The following is a 12,701-nucleotide window of genomic DNA, read 5'->3' as shown; positions in this document are numbered from 1 at the left end:
GCGGCTCAGTTCTTGGCGGCGACGGTGCGGGGCTGGTCGCCGGTGGTGCGCAGGTCGACATCGACCACCACCGACATGCCGGGCACCAGCAGCGGCTGGGCCGAGGCCTTGTCGAGCACCAGCTTGACCGGCACGCGCTGTACGATCTTGGTGAAGTTGCCAGTCGCGTTGTCTGGCGGCAGCAGGCTGAACTTGGCGCCGGACGCCGGCGCGAAGCTGTCGATGCGGGCCGGCAGCACCTGGTCGGGGAAGGCATCGACATGCAGCATGGCGGCCTGACCCGGCTTCATGGACTTCAACTGCGTTTCCTTGAAGTTGGCGACGACATAGACGGCATCGGTCGGCACGATCACCATGATCTGGGTACCGGGCTTCACATACTGGCCGGTCTGGCCGGTGCGATTGCCGATCACGCCATCGACCGGCGCGCGGATCACGGTGTTTTCCAGATCAAGCTTCGCGGCGGCAAGGTCGGCTTCGGCCTGGGCGATCTGCGCTTTGGCCTGGGCGTAGTTGGCGCGCAGCACGGCGATCTGGTTCTGCTCAAGCTCGCGGGCGGCATCGGCGCGGTCGACGGCGGCGCGCGCCTTGCGCTGGTCGGCCTGGGCCAGCTCCAGCTTCTGGTTCGAGACATAGTTGCCGGCGGCGAGCTGGCGGTAGCGCTTGAGGTCTTCTTCGGTGCGCGACTGGTCGGCCTTGGTGCTGCGCAGCTGGGCGGCGGCTTCGGCGATGGCGGCCTGCTGGCTGCCGATCTGCTTTTCGACGACGTCCAACGCGGCGCGGCGCGCCTGCACGGCGGCTTCGGCCTGCGCCACCTTGGCGCGGTAGTCGCTGGCATCGATCTCGAACAGCACGGTGCCGGCCTTGATCTGCTGATTGTCGTTCACCGCCATCGATGTGATGTAGCCGGTCACCTTGGGCGCGACGACGGTGATGTCGGCGCCGATATAGGCGTTGTCGGTGCTCTCGATGAAGCGGCTGTAGCTCCACCAGTGCCAGGCGCCATAGGCGCCACCGGCGAGGGCCACGAGGGCGAGGAGGGAGAGGATGCGTTTCTTCTTGGTCATCGGAGGATTCCAGCGAGGAGGACGTCTTGGAATGACTTTTAGGATTACTGGACGGGACTGTCTATAAATTAGGTGATAACACCCGGTGACGGAGGTCACAGGCCGGCTCATCTCATGACAGCGCAAGCTCCGGATAGAGCCAGGAGGGCGAAAACGGCTACCTCAGAGGGGCAGCCCGGAGGCCAGCATGTCCCATAATAAGTCTTTGTATTACTTGTCATTATCCAATCTGGCCGCCAACGGTGCCGAACAGTTCGCCCTGGCGGCCATCCCGCTGATGGCGGCCATGGTGCTGGGGGCCACGGCCGAGACCATGGGCGCGCTGAGCGCCGCCCAGACCCTGCCGTATCTGCTGCTGTCGCTATTCGCCGGGCTCTGGGCTGACCGGGTGTCGCGCAGTCGTCTGATGGCCGGATCGGAGGCCGCGCGGGCCCTACTGCTGGCCCTGCTGCCGCTGGTCGCCATGGCCGGCTGGCTGAACATGACCGCGCTGGCGATCTTCGGCTTCGCGCTGTCGGCGGCCACGGTGGTGTTCAATGTCGGGCTGCAGGCGTATCTGCCGGGCATCGTGGCGCGCGAGATGCTGCCGACAGCCAATACGAAGATCGAGTTCACGCGCGCCACCGCGATCTTCCTCGGGCCGGGACTGGCCGGTGCGGTCGCTGCCTGGACCTCGCCGGTGACCGCGCTGGCATTCTCGGCCATCACCTCGGCGCTCACGGCCGGCGTGCTGCTCAGCCTGCCGCGCGACAAGGCACCGACCACCGCGCGGCCGCCGATGCGCGAGGCGCTGGCGGAAGGGCTGACTCTGGTCTGGCGGCATCCGCTGCTGCGCGCCATTGCCGGCTGTGCCATGGCCTGGAACTTCAGCTGGTTCGTGCTGATGGCTGTCTTCGTGCTGTTCGCCATGAACGAGATCGGTCTCGGCCCGGCCGAGATCGGCATCGCGCTGGGTGCGCAGGGCTTGGGCATGCTGCTGGCGGCGATCGCCATGCCGGTGATTCATGCGCGCCTGCGTCTGGGGCACATGATCCTGCTCGGGCCGGCGATGTCGGTCTTCGCTGCACTGTTCATCGGCACGGCGACGATCTTCCCCGAGCGTGACACAGCCTTCATGCTGCTTTGCGCCGGCTATTTCACGTTCGGCTTCGGCCCGATGCTGTGGACCATCGGCCAGACCAGCCTGCGGCAAGCGATCGTGCCGCTGCGGCTGATCGGCCGCGTCAGCGCGATCCAGCAGGTGGCGACGCTGGGTATGCGGCCGCTCGGCGCCCTGGCCGGCGGTTTCGTCGGCGGGCAATATGGGCTGACGGCGGCGATCTGGCTGGCGGTGGCCGGCTACGGGGTGCAGTTGCTGGTCATCCTGCTGTCGCAGATGCCGGCGCTGAAGGAATTGCCGCCATCGATGGACGACGAGGAAAGCGCCGTCGCTATTCCGGCATCTTGAAGCCGATCACGCCGCGCAGATCAGCGCCTTCCAGATCGGCGCCGCGCAGATCGGCATTGGTGAGATCGGCATCGAGGAAGGAACAGCCGCGCAGGTTGGCGCTGCGCAGATCGGCCAGAGTCAGGATCGAGCGGTTGAAGCTCGCACCCTCAAGGTCGGCGCCCTGGAACTTTGCCTGTGTCAGGTTGCATTCCTGCAGGCTTGCGGCCTGACGGCGGTTCATCGCGCCGGCAATGCTGATCGGCGACAGCTTGGCGCCACGGAAATCGGCATTGGTCATGATGGCGCGGTCGAATTTCGCGCCCTGCAGATTGCTGGTGGCGAAGTTGGCATTCAGCATCATCGCGCCGCGCAGGTCGGACAGCACGAAGCGTGATCCGGAGAAATCGGTGTTGCGCAGGATGGCGTAAGAGAAATCGCCGGCCGAGAAGTTGATGTTGTTCAGCTTCAGGTCGGAGAGGTCATAGCGGCTGAAATCCACCCGCATACCCTGCTTGCCCAGAGTCTCGATCCAGGTGAGATGCTCTTTGACGATGAATTGCAGCGAGCGATCGAGACTGTCCAGGCTCTTGGGCATGATCGCCTTGGTGACGTCAGCGTCACGCAGGTCGACCGGGCGGAAATAGGCAGCCGTCAGATCGGCGCCGTCGAAGTTGGTTTCGTTCAGCACCGCGCCGGCCAGCACCGAACCATGCAGCACGCAATGCGACAGATTGGAGCCGGTGAGATCCGCGCCGGTGAACAGGCAGCCAGAGAGGTTCGAGCCTGACAGATCCGCGCCGTTCAGTTTGGCGTTGGAGAAATTGCAGTTACTCAGATCCGTGTTGCGGCCGACCACCTTGCCGAGCTTGGCGGAGGTGAGGTTGGCACCGGCCATCTTGGCGTTGTCAATGGAAGTGGCGCGCTTCAGCACCGCGATAAGGTTGCCGTCGTCATCGGGCCGCAGCAGCACGCCGTCACGGATGTCGGCGTTGGTGAGGTTGGTGCCTTCGAGATTGGCGTTGCGCAGGTTCACGCCGCGCAGGTCGGCCTTGGTCAGGTCGGCGCGACGGAAGTCGGCGCCCTGCAGGTCGGCAGCGAAGAAGGAGGAGCCAACCAGGATGGCGTGGCTGAAATCGGCATAATTCATCTTGCTGCCGACGAAATCGGCCGAGGTCAGTTCCTTGCCGCTGAAATCAACCCGCGATGCATCGCGGAAATGCATGACCATGCGTTTGCCGCCCCGAACCCCACGCACGTAGTTGGCGTGGTTCTCGAACAGCTCGTCGACTTCGTACTGGGCAATGACCTTGACGGGATTGTTCATTCAGCAGGTTCTTTTTCGGCCTTCACGGTCAACCTAGCACAGGGTCAGGACAAGTTCACGCCAGTTGCACCCGAGAAGTCGGCACCAGCCACATCGGCGTCACGCAGGTCGGCACCGGTCAGATCGGCGCCGCGCAGGTTGGCCCCTTTCAGGTTGGCGTCGCGCAGGTCGCAGTGCATCAGAATGGCGCGGGTCATGTTGGCGCCTTCCAGGTCGCAAGCGCTTAGGTTGGACTGGCTCAGATTGGCATTTTCCAGATTGGCATGCCAGCGCTTGGCATGCAGGGAGGAGATGGCCATGGGTGAGAGCCGGGCGCCCCGGAAATTGGTGCCGATCAGATTCGCGCCGGCGAGTTTCACACCGCGCAGATCCGCATCGGTGAACTTGGTATTCAGCAGCATGGCGTCGGTGAAATCGCACATGGTTAAAACCGCGCCGGTGAAATCGGCTTCCACCAGGGTCGACTGCACGAACAGGGCAGCGGACAGGTCAATCTGCCCGAGTTTCGCCCCGGACATGTCGATGCGGCTGAAGTCGGCGCGGCGGCCCTTGGCCCCCAGGCTGTCGGCCCAAGCCAGGTGTTCGCGCAGGATGATCTGCAGCGGCTTGTCCAGATCGCTGATCGCCTTGGGCAGCATGGCGCCACTCAGACGAGCATCCTTCATTTCCGTGTGGCGGAAGAAGGCGCCGGCCAGATCGGCGCCATCGAATTTCGTGCCGTTCAGCATGGCACCGGCCAGCACCGCGCCGGACAGGGCGCAGCCGCTCATGTTGGTATTGGTCAGGTCAGCGCCGACAAAGATTGCGCCGCGAAGATCAGAATTCGACAGGTCGGCATCGACCAGCTTGGCATTGGCGAGGTTGGCATGGCTCAGGTCGGCCTGCTGGCTCATGATGCGGCCCAGCTTGGCGCCTACCAGCTTGGAATGGGTCATCTGCGCCCGCTCGGTGACCGCGCCACCCACGGCAATCGGCACCAGATTGCCGTCCTCGTCGGGTTTCAGCAGCCGGCCGTCCCGCAGATCGGCATTGGTCAGATCGGCGAATTCCATGTTGGCGCCGCGCAGGATGGCGCCGCGCAGGTCGGACCGGGTCAGGTCGGAGGAGGCGAGGTCGGCGCTTTCCATGTTGGCGCCATAGAAGTTCGCCCCGATCAGCTTGGCGAACTTGAATACGGTGCCCCTGAACCGGCCGCCGACCATGTTGCATTCCCGCAGGTCGCGGTTGGCCATGTTGAGGCCAGAGGCGTCACGAAACTGCAGGTTGAGCCGGATACCCCCGCGCATGCCCTTGGCAAAACGCTCCTGGCTTGCCAGCAGAGGGTCTAGGTCTTTTTGCTGGATCACAGGCTCTTCAGACATGGGCGCATATGACCATGACACCTATGCAGGCGCCAGTATCTGTTTGTCAGTAAACGGAAAAATCTTTGGCGGATGCTCCGGGGCGCAAAGCCCGGGTGGGCCGCCCCTAGGGGGGCCGGACGGGGCGGCGTTCCTGCTTGCGTTCCCGGTCCGAACCGGTTACAAGGCGCGCACTCAAACCCACACGCAGGCTTGCGCGGTTATCGGGGAGACATCCCGATACAGCGTTCCGGTGTCCGAGTTCCACACGAGGAGCAAAGGACGTGCCTGCGGCGGCCCAACCGGAGAAGGACATAGGATGACCCTGCCGACCTTTACCATGCGTCAGCTCATTGAAGCTGGCGTGCACTTCGGACACCAGACTCATCGCTGGAACCCGAAGATGAAGTCGTATCTCTTCGGAGATCGCAACAACATTCACATCATCGATCTGCAGCAGAGCGTTCCGCTGCTGCATCGCGCCCTGCAGGCCGTGCGTGACACGGTTGCCGGTGGCGGCCGCGTGCTGTTCGTCGGCACCAAGCGTCAGGCCTCGGAAGCGATCGCGGAAGCTGCCGCCAAGTGCGGTCAGTACTACGTGAACCATCGCTGGCTCGGCGGCATGCTGACCAACTGGAAGACCATCTCCCAGTCGATCAAGCGCCTGAAGGACCTCGAAGAGCTGCTAGGTTCGGGCGAGCAGGGCACTGCTGGCCTGACCAAGAAGGAAGTCCTGAACCTGACCCGCGAGCGCGAGAAGCTTGATCGCGCGCTGGGCGGCATCAAGGACATGGGCGGCATCCCGAGCGTCATGATCGTCATCGACACGGTCAAGGAAGACATCGCCATCGCCGAAGCCCGCACCCTGGGCATCCCGGTCGTCGCGATCCTCGACTCCAACTCGGATCCGCAGGGCATCACCTATCCGGTGCCGGGCAATGATGACGCGCTGCGCGCCATCAACCTGTACTGCGATCTGTTCTCGCTCGCCGTGCTGAGCGGCGTGGAAGACCAGATTTCCTCCAGCGGTGCCGATCTCGGCGCTGCCGAGGAAGCCCCGGTCCTGGCCGCCGTCGAAGGCGAAGCCGCGGCCCAGCCCCAGGCCTAAGACGCCTGTAACTGTTCCGGTCGCGGCGCCTCTGTCGTTTTTCGACGGGGCGCCGCAGCCGTTTCCGTGACCCGACCGTTCAATACGGTTCAATGACATTGGAGAAGATTCATGGCTGAGATTACTGCGGCCCTGGTGAAGGACCTGCGCGAGAAGACCGGCGCGGGCATGATGGATTGCAAGAAGGCGCTGGGCGAGACGAACGGCGACCTGGACGCCGCCATCGACTGGCTGCGCAAGAAGGGCCTGTCGGCCGCCTCCAAGAAGGCGGGCCGCGTGGCCGCCGAAGGCCTGGTCGCGGTTGCCGTGAAGGACAACAGCGGCGCCATCGTCGAAGTGAACTCGGAAACCGACTTCGTCGGTCGCAATCCGCAGTTCCAGGCGCTGGCCAGCGGCGTTGCCACCGTGGCGCTGAGCGCGGGCGACGATGTCGCCAAGATCGAAGCAGCCGCCTTCCCGGGCAGCAGCCGCAATGTGAAGGACGAAGTGACTCATGCCATCGCCACCATCGGCGAGAACATGACGCTGCGTCGCGCCAAGAAGCTGACCGTCGACGGCGGCGTGGTCGTGTCCTACGTGCATAGCGCGCTGGCCGATGGCCTGGGCAAGCTGGGCGTTCTGGTTGCGCTGAAGTCGACCGGCAAGCGTGAGGTGGTCGAGCAGATCGGCAAGCAGGTGGCCATGCATATCGCGGCCGCCAACCCGCAGTCGCTGAGCCCCAAGGACCTCGACCAGAGCCTGGTCGAGCGCGAGCGTCAGGTGCTGACCGACCAGGCTGCCGCCTCGGGCAAGCCGGCCGACATCATCGCCAAGATGGTCGAAGGCCGTATCCGCAAGTTCTATCAGGAAGTCGTCCTGCTCGAGCAGACCTTCGTGATCGACGGCGAGACCCCGGTGGGCAAGGCGGTCGAGAAGGCCGGCAAGGATGCCGGCGCGCCGATCGAGATCACCGGTTTCGTCCGCTTCCAGCTGGGCGAAGGTATCGAGAAGAAGGCGGACGATTTCGCCGCCGAAGTGGCCAAGATGGCGGGCTGATCGCCCGTCCGGATTGCAATTCCAGTGTCAGGGGGGCGAAAGCCCCCCTTTCCGTGTCTGGCCGGCCGCCTCCGCAGGGCGGTGACAAGTGAGGGTAGGCCGGCCGCGCGGGGCCGGGACCGCTGCCATGGGATTGGCGGGCATGGTATAAAACCGCCACAGAATCGCCGCGCTTTTCCGTCATCCCTTGGCCTGCCACAGCGCCGGGAACGCCCTTTCGAGGACCTCATGAGCTTCAAATACCGCCGTGTCCTGCTGAAATGCTCGGGCGAGGCCCTGATGGGTCCGACCCCTTATGGCATCGATTTCGAGACGGTCGACCGCATCACCGCCGAGATCAAGGCGGTGCACGCGCTGGGCGGCGAGGTCTGCCTGGTGATCGGCGGCGGCAACATCTTCCGCGGCGTCTCCGGCGCCACGCAAGGCATGCAGCGCGCCTCGGCCGACTATATGGGCATGCTGGCCACCGTCATTAACGGCCTGGCCGTGCAGCATGCGCTGGAATCGCATGGCGTGCCGAGCCGCGTGATGTCGGCCATCCGCATGGACACGGTCTGCGAGCCCTATATCCGTCGCCGCGCCATCCGCCATCTGGAGAAGGGCCGCGTGGTCATCTTCGCCGCTGGCACCGGCAACCCGTTCTTCACCACCGACACCGCCGCCGCGCTGCGCGCCGCCGAAATGGGCTGCGATGCGCTGCTGAAGGGCACGCAGGTGGATGGCGTCTACAGCGCCGATCCGAAAAAGGACAAGACAGCGAAACGGTATGAGACGCTGACCTATATGGATGTGCTGCAGCAGGACCTGAAGGTGATGGATGCGTCCGCCATCAGTCTGGCGCGGGAAAACCGGATTCCGATCCTGGTGTTCTCCTTGCACGAGGCAGGCGGCTTCGCCAAAGTGCTGACCGGCACCGGCCGCTGTACCGTGATCGAAGGCGAGTAGGTCGGGCGTATCTCTTAAATATTTGGTATTATTTAGAAAAAAGACGGGAGCAGGCAGGTGGCCGAACCGGATATCGACGACATTGAACGACGCATGGCCAAGGCCATTGATGTCTTGAAGCACGAATACACCGGCCTGCGCACCGGGCGCGCCAGTATCAGCATGCTCGATCCTGTTCGCGTCGACGTCTATGGCAGCTCGATGCCGATCAATCAGGTCGGCACCGTCAGCGTGCCCGAGCCCCGCATGATCAGCGTGCAGGTCTGGGACAAGAGCAACGTGAAGGCGGTGGAGAAGGCGATCACCACCAGCGGCCTCGGCCTCAATCCGCAGGCTGACGGCACGCTGATCCGCATCCCCATCCCGGAACTGAACGAGCAGCGCCGCAAGGAACTGACCAAGGTCGCCGGTCAGTATGCCGAGCAGGCCAAGGTGGCGGTGCGCGGCGTGCGTCGCGACGGCATGGATAACCTGAAGAAGTCGGAGAAGGACGGCGACCTCGGCGAGGACGACGTCAAGATGTATCAGGACGAGATCCAGAAGCTGACCGACGACTCCACCAAGAAGATCGACGATCTGCTCGCCCAGAAGACCAAGGAGATCCTGCAGGTCTAGCATGTCGCAGCCCGTTGCATCGCAGGCGCTTGCGCCGCTTCCGCCTCGCCATATTGCCATCATCATGGATGGCAACGGGCGCTGGGCGAAGGCGCGTGGCCTGCCGCGCAACCTGGGGCATCGACAGGGTGTCGACACCGTGCGCGAGGTGGTGCGTGGTTGCCGCGATCTCGGGATCGAATACCTGACGCTCTACGCCTTTTCGTCGGAAAACTGGAAGCGGCCGGAAAGCGAAGTCGCCGGCCTGATGGACCTGCTGCGGCTGTTCATCCGCCGCGAGCTGGATGATCTGGCGCGCAATGGCGTTTGCATCCGCATGATCGGCGACCGCAGCAAGCTGGCCCCCGACATCGTGTCGCTGATCGCGGAATCCGAGGCCAAGACCCGCGACAACCGCAAGCTGACGCTGACGATCGCGCTGAGTTACGGCAGCCAGGCCGAGATCGTCGAGGCCTGCCGGCGCCTTGCGGAAGAGGTGGCCGCTGGCCGTTTGAAGCCGCAGGATATCACGGCCGACACACTGGCCGGCAGCCTGCAGACGGCGGGCATTCCCGATCCCGACCTGATCATCCGCACCAGTGGCGAGCAGCGCCTGTCGAATTTCCTGCTGTGGCAGTCGGCCTACAGCGAGCTGATCTTCGTCGACAAGCTCTGGCCCGATTTCTCGGTGCAGGATCTCGCCGCGGCTGTTGAGAACTTCCAGCAGCGCGAGCGGCGCTACGGCGCCAGCGAGTGAACTTCCGGTCCGCATGACCTCTGTCGCACTCAGTAGTCTTCAGCTTCGCGTGCTCTCGGCCATCGTGCTGCTGCCGGTTGCGGTTGCAGCCGTCTGGTTTGGCGGCATCGCCTTCATCGCGCTGGTGGTGCTGGCCGGCGTGCTGATGCTGTGGGAATGGCTGCGCTTTCCCAAGCAGGCTGAGGCTTCAGCGGGATGGACGCGTGGACCGCTGTGGATCGTGCTGGGACTGGTTTATGTGATTCCGCCCTGTGCCGCCCTGATCTGGCTGCGCGAGCTGCCCGAGCATGGTCGTCATGTCGTCTTCTGGCTGTTCTGCGCCGTGTGGTCGACCGATACCGGGGCGTATTTCGCCGGCCGCACCATCGGCGGCCCGAAGCTGATCCCGCGCATCTCGCCGAACAAGACCTGGGCCGGTCTGCTGGGCGGCATGGTTGCCGCCGCGATTGTCGGCGGACTGGTTGCTGCCATCGATCCGACATTGCCGGCGCTGTCGCTGGCCGCCCTGGCCGGCGTCGTGGCCGTCGTTTCGCAGGCCGGCGACTTCACGGAGTCCGCCATCAAGCGCTATTTCGGCGCGAAGGATTCCAGCCATCTCATTCCCGGCCATGGCGGCGTGCTCGACCGGCTGGATGGCCTGCTGTTCGCCGCACCGTTTGTGGCGGCCTGCATTCTGCTGTCGCGAGGGGCGCTATGGGGATGACGGAAACCGCCGTGCGTCGCGTCACCATTCTCGGTTCGACCGGGTCTGTCGGCCGCTCGACCATCGACCTGGTGGTGCGCGAGCCGGACCGCTTTCCTGTCGAGGCGCTGACTGCGCAAAGCAACGTCGCGCTGTTGGCCGAGCAAGCCATGCTGGTGAAGGCCAGGCTAGCGGTGATCGGCGACGAGAGCCTGCTGGCCGAACTGCGCCAGCGTCTTGCCGGCACCGGTATCGAGACGGCGGCCGGGGCGGCCGCCATCATCGACGCGGCATCGCGGCCGGCGGAATGGGTGATGGCGGCAATCGTTGGCGCCGCCGGCCTGGAGCCGACCCTGGCGGCCGTGCGGCGTGGTGCGCTGGTCGCGCTGGCCAACAAGGAAAGCCTGGTCTGCGCCGGCGCGCTGGTAATGCGCGAGGCGGCCCTGCATGGCGCCACCATCCTGCCGGTCGATTCCGAGCATAACGCGATCTTTCAGGTTTTTGATTTTGACGCTCCTGACAGCATCGACCGGGTGATCCTGACGGCTTCGGGCGGCCCGTTCCGCACCCTGAACCTCAGCGAGATGCGTGAGGTGACGCCGGCCCAGGCCATTGCCCATCCGGTCTGGAGCATGGGCGCCAAGATTTCGGTCGATTCAGCCACCTTGATGAACAAGGGGCTGGAGATGATCGAGGCTAGTTTCCTGTTCCCGGTGCCGGAAAGCCGCATCGAAGTACTGATCCACCCCCAGTCAGTGATCCACAGCCTGGTTTCCTATGTCGACGGTTCGGTGCTGGCCCAGCTCGGTACCCCCGACATGCGGACCCCCATCTCGGTGGCGCTTGCATGGCCGGGCCGCATGCCTACACCGGCAACCCGGCTGGACCTGGCCGCGATCGCCAAACTGACCTTTGAAGTACCTGATTTTGCTAGATTTCCTGCCCTTAACCTGGCACGGCAAGCCTTGCAAACAGGGGGCGCTGCGCCTACTATCCTGAATGCGGCCAATGAAGTGGCCGTCGATGCCTTTCTGAACGGCCGGATCGGGTTTCTCGACATCACGCGGATCGTCGAACAGACCCTGTCCCGCGTACCCAGCGGTCCTCTGATGGATCTGCCGGCGGTGCGCGAGGCGGATGGTGCGGCGAGGCGCTACGCGGCGCATCTGATCGACCCGACGGATGACGACCGGGTCGTGCGGGTGCAAACGAGAGGACGGGGCCTGCGCTAAAGCGCGGCTTGTTGAGGTGCCATGGACTTCATTGCCAGTTTTGCCGGATACGTCATTCCGTTTGTCGTCGTCCTCACCATCATCGTGTTCGTACATGAACTCGGCCACTATTCGGTTGCGCGCCGCTGTGGCGTGAAGGTCGAGGTCTTCTCGATCGGCTTCGGCCCCGAGTTGTTCGGCTGGTTCGACAGGCATGGCACCCGCTGGAAGATCAGCGCCATACCGCTGGGCGGCTATGTGAAGTTCTTCGGCGATGCCGATGCGACTTCAAGCGCCGACAACACCGCTGTTGCCGCGATGTCGGAAGCCGACAAGAAGGTTTCCTTCCATCACAAGACGCTGGGCCAGCGCGCCGCCATCGTTTTCGCGGGCCCGGCGATCAATTTCATCTTTGCCATCCTGGTTTATGCCGCGCTGTTCAGCCTGGTGGGCCAACCCTTCACACCGCCGGTTGTCGGTGATGTGGTGCAGGGCAGTGCAGCCGAAAGCGCCGGCCTGCGGTCGGGCGACCGGATCCTCAGCGCCGATGGTGGCAGTATTCAGCGCTTCGAGGAGTTGCGCTCCTATGTGGCGCTGCGCGCCGAGACCCCGATTGCCCTCCGTGTGCTGCGCGAGGGCGCCGAGATCGGCCTGACCGTGGTGCCGCAGCGCGTCGACGTGGCTGACGGGGCAGGCGGCACACAGAAACTGGGCCAGATCGGCATCCGCACCGCCGGCATCGATTTCGTTCGCCATGACCCGGCGACCGCCGTGGTTCAGGCCGTGCGCGAGACCTGGCAGGTGGTGGCCAATACCTTCACCTATCTGGGCCGCATCATTAACGGCAAGGAATCCGGTGACCAGCTCAGTGGCCCGCTCGGCATCGCCAAGATGTCGGGCGATGTGGCCAAGTCGAGCTGGCTCGGCCTGGTCTCCCTGATGGCCACTCTGTCGGTCGCCATTGGCCTGATTAACCTTTTCCCGGTGCCCATGCTGGATGGCGGCCATTTGCTGTTCTACGGCATCGAGGCGCTGCGCGGCCGCCCGTTGGGCGAGCGGGCCCAGGAATACGGCTTCCGCATCGGCTTTGCCCTGGTCATGTCCCTGTTCGTGTTCGCTACGTGGAACGACTTGAACCGCCTGCCAATTTTCAATTTCCTCACTGGGCTTTTCTCGTGAATCCGGCTAAGTGAGGGGCGGTCTCAAGAC

Annotated in this window: 12 protein-coding genes; 9 read left to right on the top strand and 3 right to left on the bottom strand. The window is 64.3% G+C overall.

The features are described from left to right. Positions 1–5: 5 nt before the first annotated feature. The gene (locus tag AC1RRT_RS19865; RefSeq protein ID WP_493015722.1) at positions 6–1,067 is read right to left on the bottom strand and encodes an HlyD family secretion protein; all 1,062 of its coding nucleotides are present in this window, start codon (positions 1,065–1,067) and stop codon (positions 6–8) included. Positions 1,068–1,254: 187 nt separating this feature from the next. Between AC1RRT_RS19865 and AC1RRT_RS19860 the strand changes: the two genes are divergently transcribed. Then, a complete protein-coding gene (locus AC1RRT_RS19860; protein ID WP_493015721.1) occupies positions 1,255–2,514 on the top strand; it encodes an MFS transporter in 1,260 nt (419 codons plus the stop codon). Here the strand turns inward: AC1RRT_RS19860 and AC1RRT_RS19855 are convergent. Both AC1RRT_RS19855 and AC1RRT_RS19850 read right to left on the bottom strand, forming a co-directional pair. Continuing rightward, entirely contained in the window at positions 2,498–3,820 is a 1,323-nt protein-coding gene (locus tag AC1RRT_RS19855) for a pentapeptide repeat-containing protein (protein ID WP_493015720.1), read from the bottom strand. The genes AC1RRT_RS19860 and AC1RRT_RS19855 overlap by 17 nt on opposite strands. Before the next feature lie 44 nt (positions 3,821–3,864). Then, positions 3,865–5,106: a pentapeptide repeat-containing protein gene (locus AC1RRT_RS19850; protein WP_493015719.1), complete on the bottom strand. Its 1,242-nt coding sequence runs from the start codon at positions 5,104–5,106 to the stop codon at positions 3,865–3,867. 373 nt (positions 5,107–5,479) lie between these two features. Between AC1RRT_RS19850 and rpsB the strand changes: the two genes are divergently transcribed. From rpsB to rseP, 8 genes are all read left to right on the top strand, one after another. Next, positions 5,480–6,268 (top strand): 30S ribosomal protein S2, encoded by a 789-nt coding sequence (gene rpsB, locus AC1RRT_RS19845; protein WP_493015718.1) that lies wholly within the window; start codon positions 5,480–5,482, stop codon positions 6,266–6,268. 111 nt (positions 6,269–6,379) lie between these two features. Continuing rightward, positions 6,380–7,303 (top strand): translation elongation factor Ts, encoded by a 924-nt coding sequence (tsf, locus tag AC1RRT_RS19840; protein ID WP_493015717.1) that lies wholly within the window; start codon positions 6,380–6,382, stop codon positions 7,301–7,303. A gap of 228 nt (positions 7,304–7,531) precedes the next feature. After that, on the top strand, positions 7,532–8,248 hold the full coding sequence (gene pyrH / locus AC1RRT_RS19835; RefSeq protein WP_493015716.1) for a UMP kinase: 717 nt from the start codon (positions 7,532–7,534) through the stop codon (positions 8,246–8,248). A 93-nt stretch (positions 8,249–8,341) separates the two neighbouring features. Next, complete coding sequence (gene frr, locus AC1RRT_RS19830) at positions 8,342–8,863, top strand: ribosome recycling factor (RefSeq protein WP_493015842.1); 522 nt, start codon at positions 8,342–8,344, stop codon at positions 8,861–8,863. Position 8,864: 1 nt separating this feature from the next. Then, positions 8,865–9,599 carry an isoprenyl transferase gene (locus tag AC1RRT_RS19825; protein WP_493015715.1) on the top strand — a complete coding sequence of 245 codons (735 nt, stop codon included), beginning with the start codon at positions 8,865–8,867 and terminating at the stop codon, positions 9,597–9,599. Positions 9,600–9,612: 13 nt separating this feature from the next. Beyond that, a complete protein-coding gene (locus AC1RRT_RS19820; protein ID WP_493015714.1) occupies positions 9,613–10,302 on the top strand; it encodes a phosphatidate cytidylyltransferase in 690 nt (229 codons plus the stop codon). Then, positions 10,293–11,513 (top strand): 1-deoxy-D-xylulose-5-phosphate reductoisomerase, encoded by a 1,221-nt coding sequence (locus AC1RRT_RS19815; RefSeq protein ID WP_493015713.1) that lies wholly within the window; start codon positions 10,293–10,295, stop codon positions 11,511–11,513. Before AC1RRT_RS19820 ends, AC1RRT_RS19815 begins: the two co-directional genes overlap by 10 nt. A gap of 21 nt (positions 11,514–11,534) precedes the next feature. After that, positions 11,535–12,671 (top strand): RIP metalloprotease RseP, encoded by a 1,137-nt coding sequence (rseP, locus tag AC1RRT_RS19810; protein ID WP_493015712.1) that lies wholly within the window; start codon positions 11,535–11,537, stop codon positions 12,669–12,671. Positions 12,672–12,701 lie beyond the last annotated feature (30 nt).

It is taken from the genome of Ferrovibrio sp. GW821-FHT12B10 (genome assembly GCF_058807515.1).
Note: the sequence above shows the minus strand (reverse complement) of the source record. Positions and strands in the feature narration are given on the sequence as shown.

Excerpts from the sequence above, each read along its gene's own strand:
- AC1RRT_RS19865 (WP_493015722.1), bottom strand. The coding sequence starts at position 1,067 with ATGACCAAGAAGAAACGCATCCTCTCCCTCCTCGCCCTCGTGGCCCTC.
- AC1RRT_RS19860 (WP_493015721.1), top strand. The coding sequence starts at position 1,255 with ATGTCCCATAATAAGTCTTTGTATTACTTGTCATTATCCAATCTGGCC.
- AC1RRT_RS19855 (WP_493015720.1), bottom strand. The coding sequence starts at position 3,820 with ATGAACAATCCCGTCAAGGTCATTGCCCAGTACGAAGTCGACGAGCTG.
- AC1RRT_RS19850 (WP_493015719.1), bottom strand. The coding sequence starts at position 5,106 with ATGCGCGGGGGTATCCGGCTCAACCTGCAGTTTCGTGACGCCTCTGGC.
- rpsB (WP_493015718.1), top strand. The coding sequence starts at position 5,480 with ATGACCCTGCCGACCTTTACCATGCGTCAGCTCATTGAAGCTGGCGTG.
- tsf (WP_493015717.1), top strand. The coding sequence starts at position 6,380 with ATGGCTGAGATTACTGCGGCCCTGGTGAAGGACCTGCGCGAGAAGACC.
- pyrH (WP_493015716.1), top strand. The coding sequence starts at position 7,532 with ATGAGCTTCAAATACCGCCGTGTCCTGCTGAAATGCTCGGGCGAGGCC.
- frr (WP_493015842.1), top strand. The coding sequence starts at position 8,342 with ATGGCCAAGGCCATTGATGTCTTGAAGCACGAATACACCGGCCTGCGC.
- AC1RRT_RS19825 (WP_493015715.1), top strand. The coding sequence starts at position 8,865 with ATGTCGCAGCCCGTTGCATCGCAGGCGCTTGCGCCGCTTCCGCCTCGC.
- AC1RRT_RS19820 (WP_493015714.1), top strand. The coding sequence starts at position 9,613 with ATGACCTCTGTCGCACTCAGTAGTCTTCAGCTTCGCGTGCTCTCGGCC.
- AC1RRT_RS19815 (WP_493015713.1), top strand. The coding sequence starts at position 10,293 with ATGGGGATGACGGAAACCGCCGTGCGTCGCGTCACCATTCTCGGTTCG.
- rseP (WP_493015712.1), top strand. The coding sequence starts at position 11,535 with ATGGACTTCATTGCCAGTTTTGCCGGATACGTCATTCCGTTTGTCGTC.